13 protein-coding genes are annotated in these 19,650 nt (G+C 64.5%); 10 read left to right on the forward strand and 3 right to left on the reverse strand.

What is annotated here, in order from left to right; all coding sequences use genetic code 11:
• Positions 1–19: 19 nt before the first annotated feature.
• From GUY30_RS07710 to GUY30_RS07720, 3 genes are all read left to right on the forward strand, one after another.
• Entirely contained in the window at positions 20–664 is a 645-nt protein-coding gene (locus tag GUY30_RS07710) for an ATP-dependent Clp protease proteolytic subunit (protein ID WP_062242223.1), read from the forward strand.
• A 196-nt stretch (positions 665–860) separates the two neighbouring features.
• Positions 861–2,144 (forward strand): ATP-dependent Clp protease ATP-binding subunit ClpX, encoded by a 1,284-nt coding sequence (gene clpX / locus GUY30_RS07715; protein WP_167195838.1) that lies wholly within the window; start codon positions 861–863, stop codon positions 2,142–2,144.
• Between the two features lie 11 nt (positions 2,145–2,155).
• Positions 2,156–3,442: an MFS transporter gene (locus GUY30_RS07720; protein WP_167195840.1), complete on the forward strand. Its 1,287-nt coding sequence runs from the start codon at positions 2,156–2,158 to the stop codon at positions 3,440–3,442.
• A gap of 324 nt (positions 3,443–3,766) precedes the next feature.
• On the opposite strand, the gene GUY30_RS07725 is transcribed toward GUY30_RS07720, so the two are convergent.
• Positions 3,767–4,459 (reverse strand): AIM24 family protein, encoded by a 693-nt coding sequence (locus GUY30_RS07725; RefSeq protein ID WP_167195843.1) that lies wholly within the window; start codon positions 4,457–4,459, stop codon positions 3,767–3,769.
• Between the two features lie 251 nt (positions 4,460–4,710).
• Positions 4,711–7,356, reverse strand: a complete 2,646-nt coding sequence (valS, locus tag GUY30_RS07730) for a valine--tRNA ligase (RefSeq protein ID WP_167195846.1) — start codon at positions 7,354–7,356, stop codon at positions 4,711–4,713.
• 186 nt (positions 7,357–7,542) lie between these two features.
• Between valS and GUY30_RS07735 the strand changes: the two genes are divergently transcribed.
• The 6 genes from GUY30_RS07735 (at position 7,543) to ndk (ending at position 15,522) form a co-directional block, all read left to right on the forward strand.
• The gene (locus GUY30_RS07735) at positions 7,543–8,751 is read left to right on the forward strand and encodes an acyltransferase (RefSeq protein WP_167195848.1); all 1,209 of its coding nucleotides are present in this window, start codon (positions 7,543–7,545) and stop codon (positions 8,749–8,751) included.
• A gap of 79 nt (positions 8,752–8,830) precedes the next feature.
• Positions 8,831–9,586 carry an SDR family oxidoreductase gene (locus tag GUY30_RS07740; protein ID WP_062242236.1) on the forward strand — a complete coding sequence of 252 codons (756 nt, stop codon included), beginning with the start codon at positions 8,831–8,833 and terminating at the stop codon, positions 9,584–9,586.
• 312 nt (positions 9,587–9,898) lie between these two features.
• Positions 9,899–13,162: an isoleucine--tRNA ligase gene (gene ileS / locus GUY30_RS07745; RefSeq protein ID WP_167195851.1), complete on the forward strand. Its 3,264-nt coding sequence runs from the start codon at positions 9,899–9,901 to the stop codon at positions 13,160–13,162.
• Positions 13,159–14,658 (forward strand): bifunctional folylpolyglutamate synthase/dihydrofolate synthase, encoded by a 1,500-nt coding sequence (locus tag GUY30_RS07750; protein WP_167195854.1) that lies wholly within the window; start codon positions 13,159–13,161, stop codon positions 14,656–14,658. The genes ileS and GUY30_RS07750 overlap by 4 nt, the downstream gene beginning before the upstream one ends.
• The gene (locus tag GUY30_RS07755; protein ID WP_167195857.1) at positions 14,655–15,020 is read left to right on the forward strand and encodes a DUF4233 domain-containing protein; all 366 of its coding nucleotides are present in this window, start codon (positions 14,655–14,657) and stop codon (positions 15,018–15,020) included. Before GUY30_RS07750 ends, GUY30_RS07755 begins: the two co-directional genes overlap by 4 nt.
• Before the next feature lie 82 nt (positions 15,021–15,102).
• On the forward strand, positions 15,103–15,522 hold the full coding sequence (ndk, locus tag GUY30_RS07760) for a nucleoside-diphosphate kinase (protein WP_039210750.1): 420 nt from the start codon (positions 15,103–15,105) through the stop codon (positions 15,520–15,522).
• A gap of 119 nt (positions 15,523–15,641) precedes the next feature.
• Here ndk and GUY30_RS07765 read toward each other — a convergent pair whose 3' ends face one another.
• Complete coding sequence (locus GUY30_RS07765) at positions 15,642–16,289, reverse strand: vitamin K epoxide reductase family protein (RefSeq protein WP_167195861.1); 648 nt, start codon at positions 16,287–16,289, stop codon at positions 15,642–15,644.
• Positions 16,290–16,590: 301 nt separating this feature from the next.
• Between GUY30_RS07765 and GUY30_RS07770 the strand changes: the two genes are divergently transcribed.
• On the forward strand, positions 16,591–19,572 hold the full coding sequence (locus GUY30_RS07770) for an Rne/Rng family ribonuclease (protein WP_228281805.1): 2,982 nt from the start codon (positions 16,591–16,593) through the stop codon (positions 19,570–19,572).
• Positions 19,573–19,650 lie beyond the last annotated feature (78 nt).

Here is a 19,650-nt window from a genome sequence, read left to right on the forward strand (position 1 = left end):
TGAGGGAAGAATGAATTCAATGAACTTTATGCCGGGTTCGACGGCGTCGAACATGCCGCAGTCGCGTTATGTCATGCCGCAGTTCGAAGAGCGCACACCCTATGGCTTCAAGCGCCAGGATCCCTACACGAAGCTCTTCGACGATCGTGTGGTGTTCCTCGGCGCTCAGGTCGACGACACGTCCGCCGACGATGTCATGGCTCAGCTGCTGGTCCTCGAATCACAGGATCCGGACCGCGACATCACTCTCTACATCAATTCGCCCGGTGGCTCCTTCACCGCGATGACAGCCATCTACGACACGATGCAGTACATCAAGCCGGAGATCCAGACCGTCTGCCTCGGTCAGGCCGCCTCGGCCGCCGCCGTGCTGCTGGCCGCCGGAACTCCCGGCAAGCGTCTGGCGCTGCCGAACGCGCGAGTGCTCATCCACCAGCCGGCGATGCAGGGCCAGGGCCAGGGTCAGGCCTCTGACCTCGAGATCCAGGCCGCCGAGGTGCTGCGGATGCGCGAATGGCTGGAGGGCACTCTGGCCAAGCACTCCAACAAGGAGGCCGCTCAGGTCTCGAACGACATCGAACGCGACCTCTTCCTCACGGCCGAGCAGGCCAAGGACTACGGTCTCGTCGACCAGGTGCTCTCTTCGCGCAAGAACGCGAACTGATCACCTCTCGGAGGACCGGAAAACGCTGAGAACGGGTTCGTGCGATCGTGATCGCGCGGACCCGTTCTCGGTTCCTTCCTCCGACACACCGAGACGTGGCTGGGGGCTCGTGTCCGCCACGTGTGGGAAGCTATTGAGGTACAGGAAACACGAGCGGTAGAGTTGGGGCCAAGCGTCCTGGCGAAAGGTTGTGACAGTGGCTCGCAGTGCGGACGGAGCAGACCTGCTCAAATGCAACTTCTGTGGGAAGTCTCAGAAGCAGGTTCGGAAACTCATCGCCGGACCTGGTGTTTACATCTGCGATGAATGCATCGGATTGTGCAATGAGATCATCGAAGAGGAACTCAGCGAGTCCACTCCGGAGCAGGCCGAACTCGAGCTGCCCAAACCACGTGAGATCTTCGACTTCCTCCAGGAATACGTGGTCGGCCAGGAACCCGCGAAGAAGGCACTGTCGGTAGCCGTCTACAACCACTACAAGCGCATCCGCTCCCTGCAGTCAGGCGATGAGAAGACCCTCGGCGCCGGCGATTCCGAAGTCGAGATCGCGAAGTCGAACATTCTGCTCGTCGGTCCCACCGGCTCGGGAAAGACCTACCTGGCGCAGTCGCTGGCCAAGCGACTCAACGTCCCCTTCGCCGTCGCCGACGCCACCGCGCTGACCGAAGCAGGCTACGTCGGTGAAGACGTCGAGAACATCCTGCTCAAGCTCATCCAGGCTGCGGACTTCGACATCCAGCGCGCCGAACACGGAATCATCTACATCGACGAGATCGACAAGATCGCCCGCAAGTCGGAGAACCCGTCGATCACCCGTGACGTGTCCGGTGAAGGCGTGCAGCAGGCACTGCTGAAGATCCTCGAAGGCACTCAGGCCTCGGTTCCGCCGCAGGGCGGGCGCAAGCACCCGCACCAGGACTTCCTGCAGATCGACACGACCAACGTGCTGTTCATCGTCGCCGGCGCCTTCGCCGGGATGGAAGAGATCGTGGCCGGCCGCAAGGGCAAACACGGCATCGGATTCGGTGCCCTTCTGCAGTCGAAGAACGACGAAGAGGACCTCTACGCGGACATCCTCCCGGAGGATCTGCTCAAATTCGGTCTCATCCCCGAATTCATCGGTCGCCTCCCTGTGCTGGCCACCGTGTCCAACCTCGACCGTGCCGCACTGATGTCGATCCTCACCGAACCGAAGAACGCACTGGTCAAGCAGTACCAGCGGATGTTCGAGTTCGACAATGTCTCCCTGACGTTCGAGACCGAAGCCCTCGAAGCCATCGCCGATCTCGCACTTCTGCGCGGCACAGGAGCTCGCGGCCTGCGCTCGATCATGGAAGAGGTCCTGCAGCCGGTCATGTTCGATGTGCCCTCACGAGAGGACATCGCCGAGGTGGTCGTGACCAAGGACGTCGTCGAGTCCAATGTCGCCCCGACCCTCGTGCCGAAGTCACGGAACAGGACGAACAAGAAATCAGCCTGAGCCTCTGACACATGAGGCTCCTGGCTGACACACGCCCACTGCGCTACGCGTCGTTCCGACGGCTGTGGGCAGCCAACATCGTCACCGTCATCGGTGCGCAGATGACGGTCGTGGCGATTCCCGCACAGATCTTCCATATCACCGGGTCGTCGGGCTATGTCGGGCTCGCCGGTGCGTTCGGTCTGGTTCCGCTCATCGTCTTCGGGCTGTGGGGTGGGTCGCTGGCCGACGTCATCGATCGGCGCAGGCTCCTCGTGATCTCGACCGTAGGTCTGATCGTCACGAGCGCGATACTCGCACTCATCGCGGTGCTGAGCGTCGACAATGTCTGGCTGCTGCTGTCGGTGTTTTCGATGCAGCAGGCCTTCTTCGGGCTGAACCAGCCGGCTAGGGGCGCACTGCTGCCGTCGATCATCCCACTCGGCCTGCTGCCCGCGGCGAACTCGCTGAATATGACCGTGATGACATTGGGAGCCGTCATCGGGCCGGTCCTCGGCGGAGCGCTGATCCCGCTGTTCGGGTACCAGCTGCTCTACGTCATCGACGCCGTGTTCCTGTTCGCCACGCTCTACGCAGTGATCCGATTGCCGTCGCTGCCGCCGCAGAAACAGCCCGATACGCGGTCGGGATTCAAAGGCATCGTCGACGGATTCCGGTACCTGCGGACGAACACCGTCGTCATGGTCTCTCTGCTCGTGGACATCATCGCGATGGTCTTCGGAATGCCGCGAGCACTGTTCCCGCAGATCGCCGCCGAGACCTTCGACGGTCCGCCCGAAGGCGGCATCGTCTTCTCTCTGCTCTTCGCTTCTCTGGCCGGTGGCAGCGCAGTGGCCGGAATCTTCTCCGGGTGGGTCTCACGCGTGCAGCGCCAAGGACTGGCCGTCATCGTCGCCATCGCCGTCTGGGGCGCCGCGATGACCGTCTTCGGGTTCTCCCTCGAGCTTGCGCGCGGTTTCTGGCTGACCGCGCTCGTCGTCGCATTGGCTGCGATGGCGGTCGGCGGGGGAGCCGATATCGTGTCCGGTGCTTTTCGGCAGACGATGCTGCAAGAGGCCGCCACCGATGCGATGCGTGGTCGGATGCAGGGAATATTCATCGTCGTCGTAGCCGGCGGACCTCGTATCGCGGACGTCCTCCACGGCTCCGTCGCGGCCGTCTCGAACACCACGGTCGCCTCGGCGGGCGGCGGCATCGCCGTCATCGTCCTCGTGCTCGCCTGCGCCGCGATCTTCCCGACCTTCCGAAAGTACCGAGTCGAGCGCGGCGGCCACGAGCACACCGTCCCCACCGCCTGATCCCACGGTACGACGGGGCAAGAGGTCTTCTGCAGCACTACGCACCGCTGCCCTCACACAACCCTGTAAGCGGCAATCCCCCTCGGTGCCTTCGTATCCCTCCTTGTTCCTGACAAAGCGCACCGTTGCAGCGAGGTGAAGACGGGCGACGGGTAAGGGATGCGAGAACGGGGCGAGGGAGGGTCTGCGCGAACAGCGGCCTCGACAGCCTCGTGGAGACGACGACACCCCGGCTCGCTGCCATCACAGCGGGTCGGGGGTGTCTCGGCGACTTCTGCCAGCTCGAGGTTCGCAGGTGCGTCACCTCGAAGCTGGCACGGCGCGTCAGCTGGTGGTCGCCGAGTAGACGGCGTTCTCCGCAGGCTGGACGACGACGAAGCCGGGGCCGTGGAACGCCAGCTGCACGGACTCGCCGGAGCCGCGGCCGAAGAACGTGCCGACGTTGACATCGGTCTTGATCTGCGGTGCCAGAGCAGAGGACCAGCACACGGCGGCCTGCGGGTCGACGAAGGTCGGCTGCTGCGAGCAGTCGAGGACCATGGGCTCGCCCTTGCAGCAGATGGCGGCGGTGCCCTGCCCGGCGAGTTCGAGGTTGAACAGTCCCGAACCGCTGACCATTGCTCCGACGCCGCCCTTGATGCGCTTGATCTCCCAGCTGAGAGCGTCGTCGAAGGCGAGCAGGTTCGCCGTGTTGACGGTCAGTGCGTCCTGCGGTCCCTCGAGGGCCATCATGAAGATGTTCGAGGCTTCCCGGGCGAAGAACACTTCACCGTGTCCCTCGACGCGCATGACGTTGCCGCCTTCGCCGGTGGCCGCCTTCTTCATGAACTGGCCGACCGACTTCGAGCCCTGGTGGGTGAAGCGGACATCGCCCTGGTAGGCGACCATGGCGCCCTTGGTGGCGATCATCGGGGCATTCGGCGTGACCACCGAACGCAGCATCTTATTCGATTGGAGGGTCCACCGCTCCTGGTTCTGGACCTCGGCGTTGCGCTTGGAAAACAGTTCGCTTCTCACGGTTCTGGGGGCCTTTCGTACAGGGAGGACGTCGGTACTTCTTCAGTTGTCGAGAACCATATTACGGGGGAGGGGCCGCAGAATCGGGCCAATTCGTGTTTCCGTTCCGGAACATACGCAGAGCCCCACCGCATCCGCTGCTCCGACTCTGCGGATAAACGGGTGCCGTGGGGCTCTGCGGGGGCCTGACGTGGGCTCAGGCTGACCCGGAGGTTCGGCTCGGCCAGTGCCCAGTCGTGGTGGACGAGTGCTCAGTTCTGTTCGACGAAGCTGATCGCGGCGATGGTGATCTCCTCGCCGGCTTCCTCGGTCGTCAGGGACTTGATGCGGCCGGCGGCCATGAGGTCGCCTTCTGCCGCCTTGATCGCAGAGACGACGGAGGCCGGGGCCTGAATCGTGACCGAGGCGACCTCGGTCTTCTGCGAGACCTTGGCCTCGGTCTTCGTTCGGCGGATCTCGGTGAGGGTTGCAGCCACCGACGCCAGCAGCTCGGGATCGACGGACGAATCCGGGTGGCTGAGCGCCTCATCGGCCGGCCACGCGGCACGGTGGACCGAACCGGTGCGCCACCAGGACCAGACCTCTTCGGTGACGAACGGGGTGAACGGTGCGAACAGACGCAGCAGCACGTCCAGGGCGGTAGCCAGAGTGACGTGGGCCGACACCTGGTCGTCGGTGCCAGAGGCGCCGTAGGAACGATCCTTGACCAGCTCGACGTAGTCGTCGGTGAACTCCCAGAAGAAGCTCTCGCTCACGCGCAGAGCATGAGCGTAGTCGTAGGCGGCCATGTGCGTGCCGGCCTGTTCGACGACATCGGCCAGCTTCGCCAGCAGGGCCCGGTCGAGATCGTGCGTGACCGCACCGAGCTGACCGATGAGGCCGGCGTGCACGCCCTGAGCCAGAGCGAACTTCGACGCGTTGAGCAGCTTCATCGCCAGACGGCGACCGATCTGCATCTGCGTGACGTCATAGGCGGTGTCGGCGCCGAGCTTCGCGCTGGCAGCCCAGTAGCGGACGGCATCGGGACCGAATCCCGGCTTCGCCTCGCCGAGGATGTCCGAGGGCACGACCACGTTGCCCTTCGATTTCGACATCTTCTTCCGGTCCGGATCGAGGATCCAGCCCGAGAGTCCGGCATGCTTCCACGGGGCCGCATCATTGAGCGAGTTCGCCCGGACGACGGTGGAGAACAGCCAGGTGCGGATGATGTCGTGTCCCTGCGGACGCAGGTCGAACGGGAAGACCTTGTCGAAGAACTCCTCATCACGCGACCAGCCGCCGAGCAGCTGCGGAGTCAGCGACGACGTCGCCCAGGTGTCGAGCACGTCCGGGTCCGCGGTGAAGCCGCCTGGCACATCGCGCTGGTCGTCGGTGAAGCCGGCAGGCGCCTCGGCGATGGGGTCGCAGGGCAGCGATTCCGGAACGATCGGGTTCTCGTAGTCGGGCTGACCGTCGGCGTCGAGGCGGTACCACAGGGGGATCGGGACTCCGAAGAAACGCTGCCGGGAGACCAGCCAGTCGCCGTTGAGGTTCTCCACCCAGTTCTCGTAGCGGGAGCGCATGTACGCAGGGTGCCATTCGATCTCACGACCGCGGGCGATGAGCGCATCCCGCAGTTCGGCCGAGCGACCGCCGTTGCGGATGTACCACTGACGGCTGGTGACGACCTCCAGCGGTTTGTCGCCCTTCTCGTAGAACGGGACCGGGTGGGTGATCGGCTCGATCTCGCCGATGAGGTCACCGGAGTCGATGAGCATCTGCGCAATGTCCTTGCGGGCAGAGAACGTCGTCTTCCCCGCCAGGGCCTCGTAATTGGCCTTCGCATCGGCCTTCGGTGATGCGGCGATCCACTCGGGCACCTCGAGATTGAGGCGGCCGCCGCGGTTGATCACCGCGCGGGTCGGCAGATCCAGTTCGCGCCACCAGGTCACGTCGGTGAGGTCACCGAAGGTGCAGACCATGGCGATGCCCGTACCCTTGTCGGACTTCGCCAGCTCATGGGCGCGAACCTCGACGCTGACGCCGAAGAGCGGCGAAACGACGTTGGTGCCGAACAGGGAGGCGTAGCGTTCGTCATCGGGGTGGGCGACGAGCGCCACGACGGCGGGAATGAGCTCCGGGCGCGAGGTGAGGATGATGATCGGCTCAGCCGAGGTGTCGGCCAGGCCATCGGCGCCCTCGGGGAAGAACTTCACCTTGTGATAGGCGCCTTCCCGCTCGCGGTCCTCGAGTTCGGCCTGAGCGACCGCGGTACCGAAGGTCACGTCCCACATGGTCGGGGCGTCCTGCGAATAGGCGTGCCCGTTCTTGAGATCGGTGAGGAAGGCGCGCTGGCTCACGGCACGGGAATCGTCATCGATCGTGCGGTAGGTGTACTTCCAATCCACCGACAGCCCGGTGGAACGGAAGAGGTCTTCGAACACCTTCTCGTCCTCGGCCGAGAGCTTCTCGCACAGCTCGATGAAGTTCTGGCGAGAGACCTTGACGAAATCACGCGAATTCTTCGGCGCCTTCGCCGGCGGCTGGAAGTCGGGGTCATAGTGCTGGCTGGGATCGCAGGTGACGCCGTAGTAGTTCTGCACCCGGCGCTCGGTCGGAAGGCCGTTGTCGTCCCATCCCAGCGGGTAGAACACGTTCTTGCCGGTCATCCGCTGGTAGCGTGCGATGATGTCGGTCTGCGTGTACGAGAACACGTGTCCCACGTGCAGCGACCCCGAGGCGGTCGGCGGGGGAGTATCGATCGAGTAGACCTGCTCGCGATCGGTGTCGACGTCGAAGGCGTAGACGTTCTGCTCGCTCCACGCGGCGTCCCATTTGTCCCGCAGGCCCTCGAGGGCCGGCTTGTCAGGCAGGTTCACTGACTCGTGCGTCGAGTCCGAAAAGGCAGGTGTGTTCATAGTTGCTGATTTTCTCACTCGGTTCGCTTTCGGCCAAACCGGTTCGCGCCCGCTGACATGCGAATCCTCGATGGCGCGAGACGGCAGCGCACCTGCTCAGGCTCACCTTCGTCGGTCCGGTGGGGCGGCTCACACCCTGAAGGGGGAGTGAGACGGTTCTGTCGCAGGCAATGAGAATATGGACGCATGGCCCCTTTGGACCGAATTCCGAGTGAGAACCCGCCACCCACGTCGACCGCGTGGATGAACCCGGCACGGGCGATCGCGATCATCGCCGTCGTCGCTATTCATTCCCTGGGCACCGTCGTCGAAGAGAACTTCGCAGGAATGGGTCCCGACTGGTGGCTGGCCAATGCCATCGACTCCGCATGTCGGTGGTCAGTGCCCGTGTTCATCATGATCTCTGGGGCTTTGGCCCTCGACCCCGCGAGGGGGACCAAACCGCGGAAGTTCCTGTCCAAACGGGTCTGGCGAATCGGCATCCCCCTCGTATTCTGGACCATCGTTTATGTCCTGTTCCGTCGCTACTACCTGCAGCCGGACGACGAATCCTGGAATCCCGGCATCGCGATCCTCACCGGATCACCGTTCGTCCAGCTCTACTTCCTCTACGTCCTCGCGGGGCTGACCCTGCTCACCCCGTTCTTCCGCCTGCTCAGCCTCCACGGCTCCCGCAGGCTGCAATGGGGGACGGGGCTGATCTTCCTCGGCATCGGCATGGCCGACCAGTGGGTGTCGATGATCTTCGACGTCGGCGAAGCCAATATCGCCACTCGGTTCCTGCCGATGGCCGGCTTCTACATCCTCGGATGGGTGCTGCGCGATATCGTCCTGTCCGTCCGCGGCGCACTCGTCGCTTGGGCGACGCTGGCAATCGCGATCGCCGGGACCGCCGTCTGGGCCGGACTGGGTCCCGGAGAGAAGCCGTGGATGTTCCCGTACGAGTACCTCGCCCCGGGGGTCGTCATCGCCTCCATGGCCGCCTATCTCCTCCTGCACTTCCATCTGCGTGAGGGATTCGGCCTGCTGCACCGCTTCTACCCGTATTCCTTCGGTGTGTTCCTCCTCCATCCGCTCCTGCTCTACCCAGTACGCAATGCCATGGGCCTGCCGGACACCGTGCCCGGCGTCCTTCTCCACGCTGTCATCATGCCGATCGCCTACGCGATCGTCAGCGCAGCAATCACCTGGGTTGCCGTGAAGATCCCCGGCTTCCGCACCGTCTTCGGGGAAGGCGGGCCCCGCAACCCACATTCCCGACCGAGCAAGTCGACGACCCCGACTGAAGACGCCCCGCCCGAGCAACCGGGCCAGGCCGATCGGTCCCTGAGAACTTCGATCGACATTGATCTCGGTTCCGAGGACACTGCCCCCGGACGAGAGCCGACTCCGTAGACTGAAACCCGAACAGGTAATCCGCGCGACCGGAGTTCCGACTCGTCACAGCAACCGCCCCCCACAGAGGAGAACACAGATGGAAACTCTCAGAGCCGTAGTCACTGGAGCCAGCTCCGGAATCGGTGCCGCCACTGTTCGACAGCTGCGCGAGCAGGGCTGGGACGTCGTGGCAGTGGCACGCCGTGAGGACAAACTCAAGGCCCTCGCCGAGGAGACCGGAGCCGACTACATCGTCGCCGACCTCACCGATGACGCCGCCGTCGCATCCATGGCTGAGCAGGTGCTCGCCGGGGGAGTCGTCCATTCCCTCGTCGCCAATGCCGGTGCCGCCTTCGGAACCGACACCGTCGCCGAGGCGTCCATCGACGGATGGCGGGACATGTTCGACATCAACGTCCTCGGTGTCCTGCGCGTCGTCAAGGCCCTGCTGCCGGCCCTCATCGACTCCGGCCGCGGGGACATCGTCGTCATGTCCTCGACCGCGGGCCATCAGGCCTACGAAGGAGGCGGAGGCTACGTCGCCGCGAAGCACGGCACCCACTCGATGGCGGCGACCCTGCGACTCGAACTCGCCGGCGAACCCGTGCGGGTCATCGAGATCGCCCCCGGAATGGTCGCCACGGACGAATTCACCTACAAACGCGTCGGCGGTGACGAAGCGAAGGCCGCGAAGGTCTATGAAGGCGTCGAGAACCCGCTGACCGCTGACGACGTCGCCGACGCCGTCGTGTACACGCTGACCCGACCGCACCACTTCAATGTCGACCTCATGGTCATTCGACCGATCGCCCAGGCCGCCCAGCACAAAGTCGCCCGCAACCGCGGACTCTGAGCGTGCACGGCTCCTGCCCGGGGCCGCCTCGGCGAAGTGACTGAGATGTCCTGTCGAGTGGTCTCGGGCGGAGTCGACGGTATACGATTGTCTTGCGTCGATCCGGCTATCACCGGGGAGCATCCGGAAGAACGGAGCCAGCGTGCACAGCGCTGTGTTCTCAGTAGACCCGGACGGGTGGACCCGTCATCGTCTTAGTCAATGAGCGATCTGCTGACTGACCGGAACCGGTCGGAGAGCGGATAAGCGAGGTGGTACCGCGGCAGACTGTCGTCCTCGTGACAGTGACCGCAGTGACCCAGAAGGACGCTCATGACTCAGCCTCTTTATCCCAAGGTTTCGACCTCGACGTTCGGACTCTCCAGTTCCCCGAACTTCCCTGCCATCGAAGACGCTGTGCTGCGCTACTGGCAGGAGGACGACACCTTCAAAGCCTCGATCGCTCAGCGCGACGCCGGCGAGAACGGCGAGAACGAGTTCGTCTTCTACGACGGCCCTCCCTTCGCCAACGGCCTGCCCCACTACGGTCACCTGCTCACCGGCTACGTCAAGGACGTCGTTCCGCATTTCCAGACCATGCGGGGCAAGAAGGTCGACCGGCGATTCGGCTGGGACACTCATGGCCTGCCGGCCGAGCTCGAGGCCGAGCGTCAGCTGGGCATCACCGACAAGTCCGAGATCGGCCGCATGGGTCTGGCCGCCTTCAACGACGCCTGCCGTTCCTCGGTCCTGCGCTACACCCAGGAATGGGAAGAGTATGTGACCCGTCAGGGGCGTTGGGTCGACTTCGACAACGACTACAAGACGCTCAATGTCGAATACATGGAAAGCGTCATCTGGGCGTTCAAGCAGCTCTGGGACAAGGGCCTGGTCTACGAGGGCTACCGCGTCCTCCCGTACTGCTGGAAGGACGAAACGCCGCTGTCGAACCATGAGCTGCGCATGGATGACGACGTATACAAGATGCGTCAGGATCCGGCCGTGACCATCGGCTACAAGCTCAAGGATTCCGACGAGTGGGTCCTCATCTGGACCACGACACCGTGGACGGTTCCGTCGAACCAGGCCGTGGCCGTCAACCCAGAGATCCCCCTGGTCGCCGTGGTGCCCGGTGAGGACGGGGCCGAGGAGCTCCAGGGCAAGACCCTCATCCTCGCCGAGGCGCGCCTCGGCGCCTATGCACGTGAACTCGGCGAAGACCCGCAGGTTCTGCGGACCTTCCCCGGCAGCGAACTCGTCGGTGCAGCCTACGAACCTCCGTTCCCTTATTTCGAGGGACGCCAGGAGGAATTCGGCGAGCGGATGCACACGATCCTCGCCGCCGACTTCGTCACCGTCGAAGACGGCACCGGAATCGTCCACCAGTCGCCGGCCTTCGGTGAAGAGGACAAGGAGCTCACCGACTCCTTCGGAATCACCGCTGCCCGTCCCGTCGACGACGCCGGTCGCTTCGACTCGACCGTCCCCGACTACGCCGGCGAGCAGGTATTCGACGCGAACAAGGCGATCATCAAGGACCTGCGCAACCACACGGGGCCGATGGACGGCCGTTCCGCACTGCTGGTCCGCCACGAATCCTACGAACACTCCTACCCGCACTGCTGGCGCTGCCGGAACCCGCTGATCTACCGTGCCGTGTCCTCCTGGTTCGTCCGCGTCACCGAGTTCAAGGACCGCATGGTCGAACTCAACGAGCAGATCAACTGGGTGCCCGACAACGTCAAGCACGGACAGTTCGGCAAATGGCTCGAGAACGCCCGTGACTGGTCGATCTCGCGCAACCGCTTCTGGGGTTCGCCGATCCCCGTCTGGATCTCCTCCGACCCGGCTTACCCGCGCACCGACGTGTACGGGTCGCTTGACGAGATCGAAGCCGACTTCGGCCGCCTGCCGCGCAATGACTCCGGCGAAGTCGATCTTCACCGCCCGTGGGTCGACGATCTGACCCGCCCGAACCCGGACGACCCGACCGGAAAGTCGGTGATGCAGCGCATCCCGGAGATCTTCGACGTGTGGTTCGACTCCGGATCGATGAGCTACGCCCAGGTGCACTACCCGTTCGAGAACTCCGAATGGTTCGACAACCACTTCCCGGCGGACTTCATCGTCGAATACGTGGGACAGACCCGCGGCTGGTTCTACCTGCTGCACGTGCTGGCCACGGCGATCTTCGACCGGCCCGCATTCACCAACTGCATCTCCCACGGCATCGTGCTGGGCTCCGACGGGCAGAAGATGTCGAAGTCTCTGCGCAACTACCCCGATGTCAACGAGGTCTTCAACCGCGACGGCTCGGATGCCATGCGCTGGTTCCTCATGGCTTCGTCGATCCTGCGCGGCGGCAACCTCGTCGTCACCGAACAGGGCATCCGCGACGGTGTCCGCCAGGTCGTGCTCCCGCTGTGGAACACGTGGCAGTTCTTCGCCACCTACTCCAATGCCGCCGACGGTCCGGCTGGTGAGAAGACCGGATACCAGGCGCAGACCCGGTACGACTCGTCTCAGGTCCTCGACCGCTACCTGCTGGCCAAGACCCATGACCTCATCACCGAATTCGGCGTGGCCATGGACGGCCTGGACATCTGGGCGGCCTGCGAGCTCGTCCGCAGCTACCTCGACATGCTCACGAACTGGTACGTGCGCCGCTCGCGCCGCCGGTTCTGGGACGGCGGCGCCGACACCCATGAGTCCTTCGACGTGTTCTTCACCTGCCTGGAAGCATTCTGCCGGGTGGCGGCACCCCTGCTGCCGTTCACGGTCGAAGAGATCTACCGCGGGCTGACTGGCGAACGGTCGGTGCACTTGGCCGACTACCCGGACGCTGACGCGTTCCCCGCCGATGCCGACCTCGTTGCGGCAATGGACCTCACCCGAGACATCTGCTCGACGGCTTCCTCGGTGCGCAAGGCCAATCAGCTGCGCGTGCGCCTGCCGCTGTCGCAGCTGACCGTCGCCACCGACACGGACCTGAGCTTCGATTTCACCGAGATCATCGCCGATGAGCTCAACGTGCGGTCCGTCGAGGTCCTCGATGTCGCCGAGGCGGAAGCCGCCGGATTTTCCCTGTCCCAGAATCTCGTGGTCAACGCCCGTGCCGCCGGTCCCCGTCTGGGCAAGCAGGTCCAGCAGGTCATCAAGGCCTCGAAGACCGGCGACTGGTCCGTCACCGACGGCACCGTGGTCAGCGGCGGAATCGAACTCGTCGAAGGCGAATACACGCTCGAATCCGTCGCCGAGTCCGGCACCGACGGTATGGAGCTCGCAGCCCTCGACTCCGGCTTCCTCGCTCTCGACACTCGGGTCACACCGGAACTCGAGGCCGAAGGCATGGCCCGCGATGCCGTTCGCGCCATCCAGGGCATCCGCAAGCAGCTCGACCTCGACATCTCCGACCGGATCGCCGTGACCATCGAAGCCGGCAGCGAGGTGACCGCCGCGCTCGAGCCTCACGCCGACCTCATCGCCGGTGAGACCCTGACGACATCACTGACCTTCGGGACAGCCGATGCCGACGCCGAGGCCTTCACCCCGGAGGAGCTGCCCGGCGGCACCCGTCTGGCGGTGAAGCGGGCATGAGCGACGACAACACCCCAGCCGAGGATCCGGTGGCCGAAGCTGAGGAGCTGCTGGCCGCTGTCGAAGATCCCCAGATCGAGGAAGAGACAGACCCGGAACCGCTGCCCGAACCGGTCGTCGATGAGGCGACACGTGCCGAACTCGCCCGCGTCTACGCCCGGCTGCTGGCCCGGGCGGGGGAGACACAGATCGAACTGCGCCTCGACGCGACCCGGCGAGCGTGCGAGGTCCTCGGCGACATCCATACCGCGGCCCCGACGATCACGATCACGGGCACGAATGGGAAGACCTCGACGGCGCGGATGATCGATTCGCTCATCACCGCCCACGAGCTCCGCGTCGGCAGGTTCACCAGCCCTCACCTGCACTCGGTGACCGAACGGATCTCGGTGGGCGGGGCACCCGTGTCCGCACACACCTTCGTGCGCATCTATGACGAGATCGCCCCTTATCTTGAGATCGTCGACGCCCAGCTCGAGGCCGAAGGCCGCGCCAAGCTGACCTACTTCGAGGCACTGACCGTCCTGGCCTTCGCCGTGTTCGCCGATGCCCCTGTCGATGTCGTCGTGACGGAAGTCGGCATGGGCGGCGCTTGGGATTCGACGAACGTCGCCGATGCTCAGGTGTGCGTGTTTACGAAGATCGGCCTCGACCATCAGGCGTTCCTCGGCGACACCATCGAGGAGATCGCCGCGACGAAGGCCGGAATCCTCGACCGCAGCGTCGAGGAGAGTCCGGCCCCGGAACCCGTCGCCGTATCTGCCGTCCAGGACGAAGCCGCCCAGGCGGTCCTCGACGAGGAGGCTGCTCGCCGAGAGGTTCCGCTGGCCACCGAGGAACGCGACTTCCGCCTCCTCGACCGGCAGCGGGCCGTCGATGGTCAGCTCATCACCGTTCAGGGGCGGCGAGACGTCTACTCCGACCTGTTCCTGCCTCTGCACGGAGTCCACCAGGCCCATAACGCCGCCGTTGCGATCGTCGCGGCCGAAGCCTTCCTCGGTGCCGAAGACAAGCCGCTCAACCAGGAGACTGTGGCCGAGGGGCTGGCACGTGTGACCTCACCGGGCCGCGCCGAACTCGTGCGCACCGGGCCCAGCGTCGTCGTCGACGGCGCACACAACCCGGATGCCGCGCATGTGCTCGCCGAGACCCTCACCGAGGCGTTCGACTTCGACTATGTCGTCATGGTGCTGGCGATGCTGGCGGACAAGGACGCCGACGGAGTCATCGAAGAGCTTCACCGCAGCGCCGATGTGTTCGTCGTCAGCGAGAACCTCAACTCCCGTGCGCTGCCGGTCGACGACCTCGCCGAGGCGGCCAGGGAGTGGGTCGACGAGGATTCCGTCCTCGTCGCCTCCGACCTCAATGCCGCCCTGATGAAGGCCATCGACCTGGCCAACAGCGTCGATGCGAAGAGTCCGGGAATCGTCGTCACCGGTTCCATCTACACCGTGGCCGAAGCCCGCCTGCTGCTCGGACGAGGGGAGGAGCGATGAAGTCGAAGTACCCCGTGCTGTGCGGATCGATCCTCATCTGCGAACTCGTCGTCGTCTACTTCGCCGTGCTCACGACCTTCGGCCTGTCAGTGAAGTCAGCACAGACCCTGACCCTGACACAGCTGCTCATCGGAGCCTCGGTCGTCGCCGTGCTGGCGATCGTCGCGGTCCTCCTGCTGCCCCGTCGGATCGGCCAGAAACGTCCCGGAGTGATCATCGGCTGGGTCGTGCAGGCGCTGCTGCTGGCGTCCGGGTTCGTGCTCACCTCGATGTTCTTCGTCGCAGCGCTCTTCATCGCCCTGTGGGCCGTCGCCGTCTACTGGTCGGCTCGCATCGATCGTGAGGTCGCCGCGCGCGACTGAACCTCTTCATCGCCGGGGCGGGACCGCCTCGGCGTCCGGGTAGACTGTAAACCGACGTCCACACGCAATTGGAAGGACCGGAATGGAACGTACGCTCATTCTCATCAAGCCCGACGGAGTCGCTCGCGGACTCGTCGGACAGATCGTGGCCCGAATCGAAGCCAAGGGCTATGCAATCGACGCCCTGGACCTCCGTTCGGCCACCGCCGCCGAACTGGCAGCCCACTACGCCGAACACGAAGGCAAGCCCTTCTACCAGCCGCTGGTCGACTTCATGTCCGAAGGACCGATCGTCTCGATCATCGCCTCCGGACAGGGCGTCATCCCCGGCTTCCGGTCCCTGGCCGGCGCCACCGACCCGACGGCTGCGGCTCCGGGCACGATCCGCGGCGACCTCGGTCGCGACTGGGGTGAGAAGGTGCAGAAGAACCTCGTGCACGGATCCGATTCCACCGAATCAGCCGAACGTGAGATCGGTATCTGGTACCCGGCCGAAGGCTGACGACCACCTGCAGATTGCGCACGGCCGATGACCGCGCCGTGCCGGTGGAAGCAGTGAGGGCGCCCCACCATGTGGTGGGGCGCCCTCACTGCATTCACAACGTCGTCATGGTCACAAAGTCAGAGCAAGTTGGAGAAGAACGCCCAGAACTGCACGACGATGCACGCGAAGATGATGAGCATCCACAGCACGGACAGGGCGATGTTCTCCTTGGCCAGAACTCTCAGCACGGCATTGTCGGCGGCTCGACGGCCGAAGGCTCCGGTGAGCAGATTGCGGGCGGTGACGGCCATGAACATCGGAATCGTCACGGTCCACACGATGATGCACCACGGGCAGCCGACGCCGATCTTGTAGATCGAGATGTAGAACAGGAACATCACCAACGCGACGCCGCAGGCCAAACCGATGTTCAGGCCCACCATCACCCAACGGGGCAGGCGGGTTCCGGACAGGATGAGCACACCGAGCAGCAACGGGAAGACGAAGGCCGCGATGCCCATGAGCTGATTGGGAAAGCCCAGGAGCTCTGCTTCGGCGTGCTCCATAACCGAACCGCAGGAGAAGAACGGGTTGAGATCGCAGGAGAGCACGACGTTCGGATTCGCCAGCTTCTCGTACTTCTCCGCCGACAGAGAGAACGAGGCGAGGAAGCCGATGACGGAGGCGACGATGAGGAAGATCCCGAACGGTGCCGATCTGAGCACCCACGACGAGGCGGTATCGGCGGTTTCGAGGTCATCGGAGTGAGTCAGTGCGGTGTTCACTCCTCAAGAATGCCTGGCCGCGTCCCGCGCGGCAAACCCCGCACCACATGAATCCCCAGAGACAAGGCACTTCTGTGACATAATGGGGAGACGGATACCTGTTCTCACACCGAACAGGAGAAGTGCCTCCACCGAGTCGAGGGTACGACCTCGCAGGTCGACAACAAGATGAGGCAGCACGGAAGGCCTACGCGCTGAGCGCGAGCCTGATGTGCCATCCACAGGTTTCGGTCCATTGCGGACCATGCAAGGATCCGAAGATCCGTACGGTGTGGACGGCGTCTTCGGACTGGGAGATACGATGAACGATACCGACGGTACAGAGTCGACAGATCCGACCGAAGGCATTCTCGCGGACCTCGCGAATCTGCAGCAATCGGTCAACGCCAAGAACGCCGACCACGAGGATGTCGACGACAGCGTGCGCGCACGCCTGGACGACATCGCCGAGGCGGCCGAGTCGCAGCGCATCGGCGATGCCGATGACAGCGACGACGCGGAAGACGAACCGGCTCCGCGTCGAGACAGCCCGAAATCCGCACGCGATGCCGTCGCCAACCGGGGTCTTGTCTTCGAGGAGTTCGTCCGCGGAGATTCGAACGTCAACGCCGATGACAACGATGACTCCGACGGCGACGACACTGATTCCGACGACTCCGATGACGCGCCGACGACTGCGCAGACGGCGCCGAGCTTCGACCCGCGCAATCCCTTCGCCGCGCCCGCTCCGGCGGCCGCCGCACCCGAACCTCGCACCGCCCCGGCCGTGCCCTACGACGGTGGCCTGATCTTCCAGGTGCCGAAGGCCGAGCACGCCGAGGTCGTCACGATCGAGGATGACTCCGACGACGACTGGGACGACTCCCACGACTCCGACGACGACACCTCGTCCTCGCAGGAGAACAGGCAGAACGACAGCGACGAGGACGAGAGCTCGAACGGCCCGCGTCGTCGCCGGGGCGGTCGCGGTCGTCGCTCGCGCAACCGCGACGACTCCCACGAGGAGTCCTCCGCCTCCAGCGACGACTCGAAGGACTTCGAGGACGACTCCTCGGATGCCGCCGAGGGCCAGAGCTCGAAGGCCTCGAAGCGAGGATCGCGATCGAACAACCGCGGTTCGAAGCAGAGCTCCGATTCGGACTCTGACGACTCGCATGCTGATTCGGACCATAAGGAGTCCGGCCACAAGAACTCCGATGATTCGGATTCGGATGACGGTGACGACGATACCGACAGCGGTTCACGCCGTCGCCGCCGTCGCCGGTCGCGTACCCGCAGCACCGACCGCGACGAAGTCACCTCGCTCAAGGGTTCGACCCGCCTCGAGGCCAAGCGCCAGCGTCGCAAGGAAGGCCGCGAAGCCGGACGCCGTCGTCCCATCATCACCGAGGCGGAATTCCTCGCCCGGCGTGAATCCGTCGACCGCACCATGCTCGTGCGTGAAAGCGGCGACCAGACACAGCTCGTCGTCGTCGAAGACGGAATCGCCGTCGAGCACTACCTCAAGGAGAACCGCCAGCAGGCCTCGCTCATCGGCAACGTGTACCTGGGCAAGGTCCAGAACGTGCTGCCGAGCATGGAAGCGGCCTTCATCGACATCGGCAAGGGACGCAATGCTGTGCTCTACGCCGGTGAAGTCAATTGGGACGCACTCGGCATGGACGGCAAAGCGCGCCGCATCGAAACCGCGCTGAGTCCCGGCGATGCCGTGCTCGTGCAGGTGACGAAGGATCCGATCGGGCACAAGGGCGCCCGCCTGACCAGCCAGATCTCACTGCCCGGCCGCTTCCTCGTCTACGTGCCCGGCAATTCGATGACCGGTATCTCGCGGAAGCTGCCCGATAACGAACGGGCACGCCTGAAGAAGCTGCTCAAGCAGCTCGTCGGCGACTCGAACGGCGTCATCGTGCGCACCGCAGCCGAGGGCGCCACTGACACCGATCTGTCGCGCGACGTCGAACGTCTGGCCAAGCGGTGGGAGACGATCGAGAAGAAGTCGAAGTCGACGAAGGTGCTGGCACCGCAGCTGCTCTACAGCGAGCCCGACATGATCGTGCGCATCATCCGCGATGTCTTCAACGAGGACTTCAGTTCGCTCGTCATCGACGGCGACGGAGCATGGAACACGATCCACGAATACGTCGAATCGGTTGCCCCGGACCTGCTCGACCGCGTCCACAGCTACAACGAGGACGAGGACATCTTCAACCACTACCGGATAGAAGAGCAGATTCAGAAGGCGCTCCAGCGCACAGTGAGTCTGCCCTCGGGCGGTTCGCTCGTCATCGACCGCACCGAGGCGATGACGGTCGTCGACGTCAACACCGGCAAGTTCACCGGCTCCGGAGGCAATCTCGAGGAGACGGTGACCCGCAACAACCTCGAGGCCGCCGAAGAGGTCATCCGCCAGATCCGTCTGCGAGACATCGGCGGAATCATCGTCGTCGACTTCATCGACATGGTGCTCGAATCCAACCGGGATCTCGTGGTGCGCCGCCTCGTCGAATGTCTCGGCCGCGACCGGACGAAGCACCAGGTCGCCGAGGTGACCTCGCTGGGTCTCGTGCAGTTGACTCGCAAGCGCATCGGCACCGGACTCGCCGAATCCCTCGTCAGCGCCGGTGAGGATCTCACCGGTAGGGGACTGCTGCTGCCCGGGTCGGAAGAAGACGGGTCGAAGGCACACCGCGGCACCCGGTCGTCGAACCACGACAACCGCCGTGACCGCAAACGCCGTGGTGACTCCGGCTCGAAGTCCAAGCACAACGAGCCCGAGACCACGGAGGAGCCCGTATCGTCGGACGCCTCCCGGTCGGCCGTTGCCGCGATCGCGAAGGCCACTCTGAAGAAGGACGACGCGGAACCGACCGAGTCGAAGTCCGACGCTCAGTCTCAGACCGATGACGCGGCGAACAGCGACGAGAGCGGAAAGTCCCGATCGCGTTCGCGCAATGGGCGCCGCCGTTCGCGCTCGAATCGCAGAGACGATGCGCAGACGGAGACTCCGGGCGAGAAGCCAGTCGCAGAGAAGTCGAACTCGGAGAAGCCGAGCAGCGACGAGCCGACGTCGGCAACGGAGCAGAAACCTGCAGCCGAAACGAAGCCGACCGCCGAAGAGCCGAAGGATCTGCCGCTGATGATCGGAGCGGACAGCGAGACGAAGGTCGCCGCCGTCGAACCGGTCACGAAGGCGCCGGCGAAGAAGAGCGAACCGGTGAAGAAGGCTCCTGAACCCAAGCAGGGGCAGCTGCCGACCTCGTTCGTCATCATCGGCGAGGACTGAGCACTATTCCTCGCTGAGATACGACAGCGCCCCGCCGACGTCATTCGTCGGCGGGGCGCTGTCGTCTGTGGCCGTCCC

Source organism: Brevibacterium pigmentatum, from assembly GCF_011617465.1.
In the GTDB taxonomy this organism is placed as follows: domain Bacteria; phylum Actinomycetota; class Actinomycetes; order Actinomycetales; family Brevibacteriaceae; genus Brevibacterium; species Brevibacterium pigmentatum.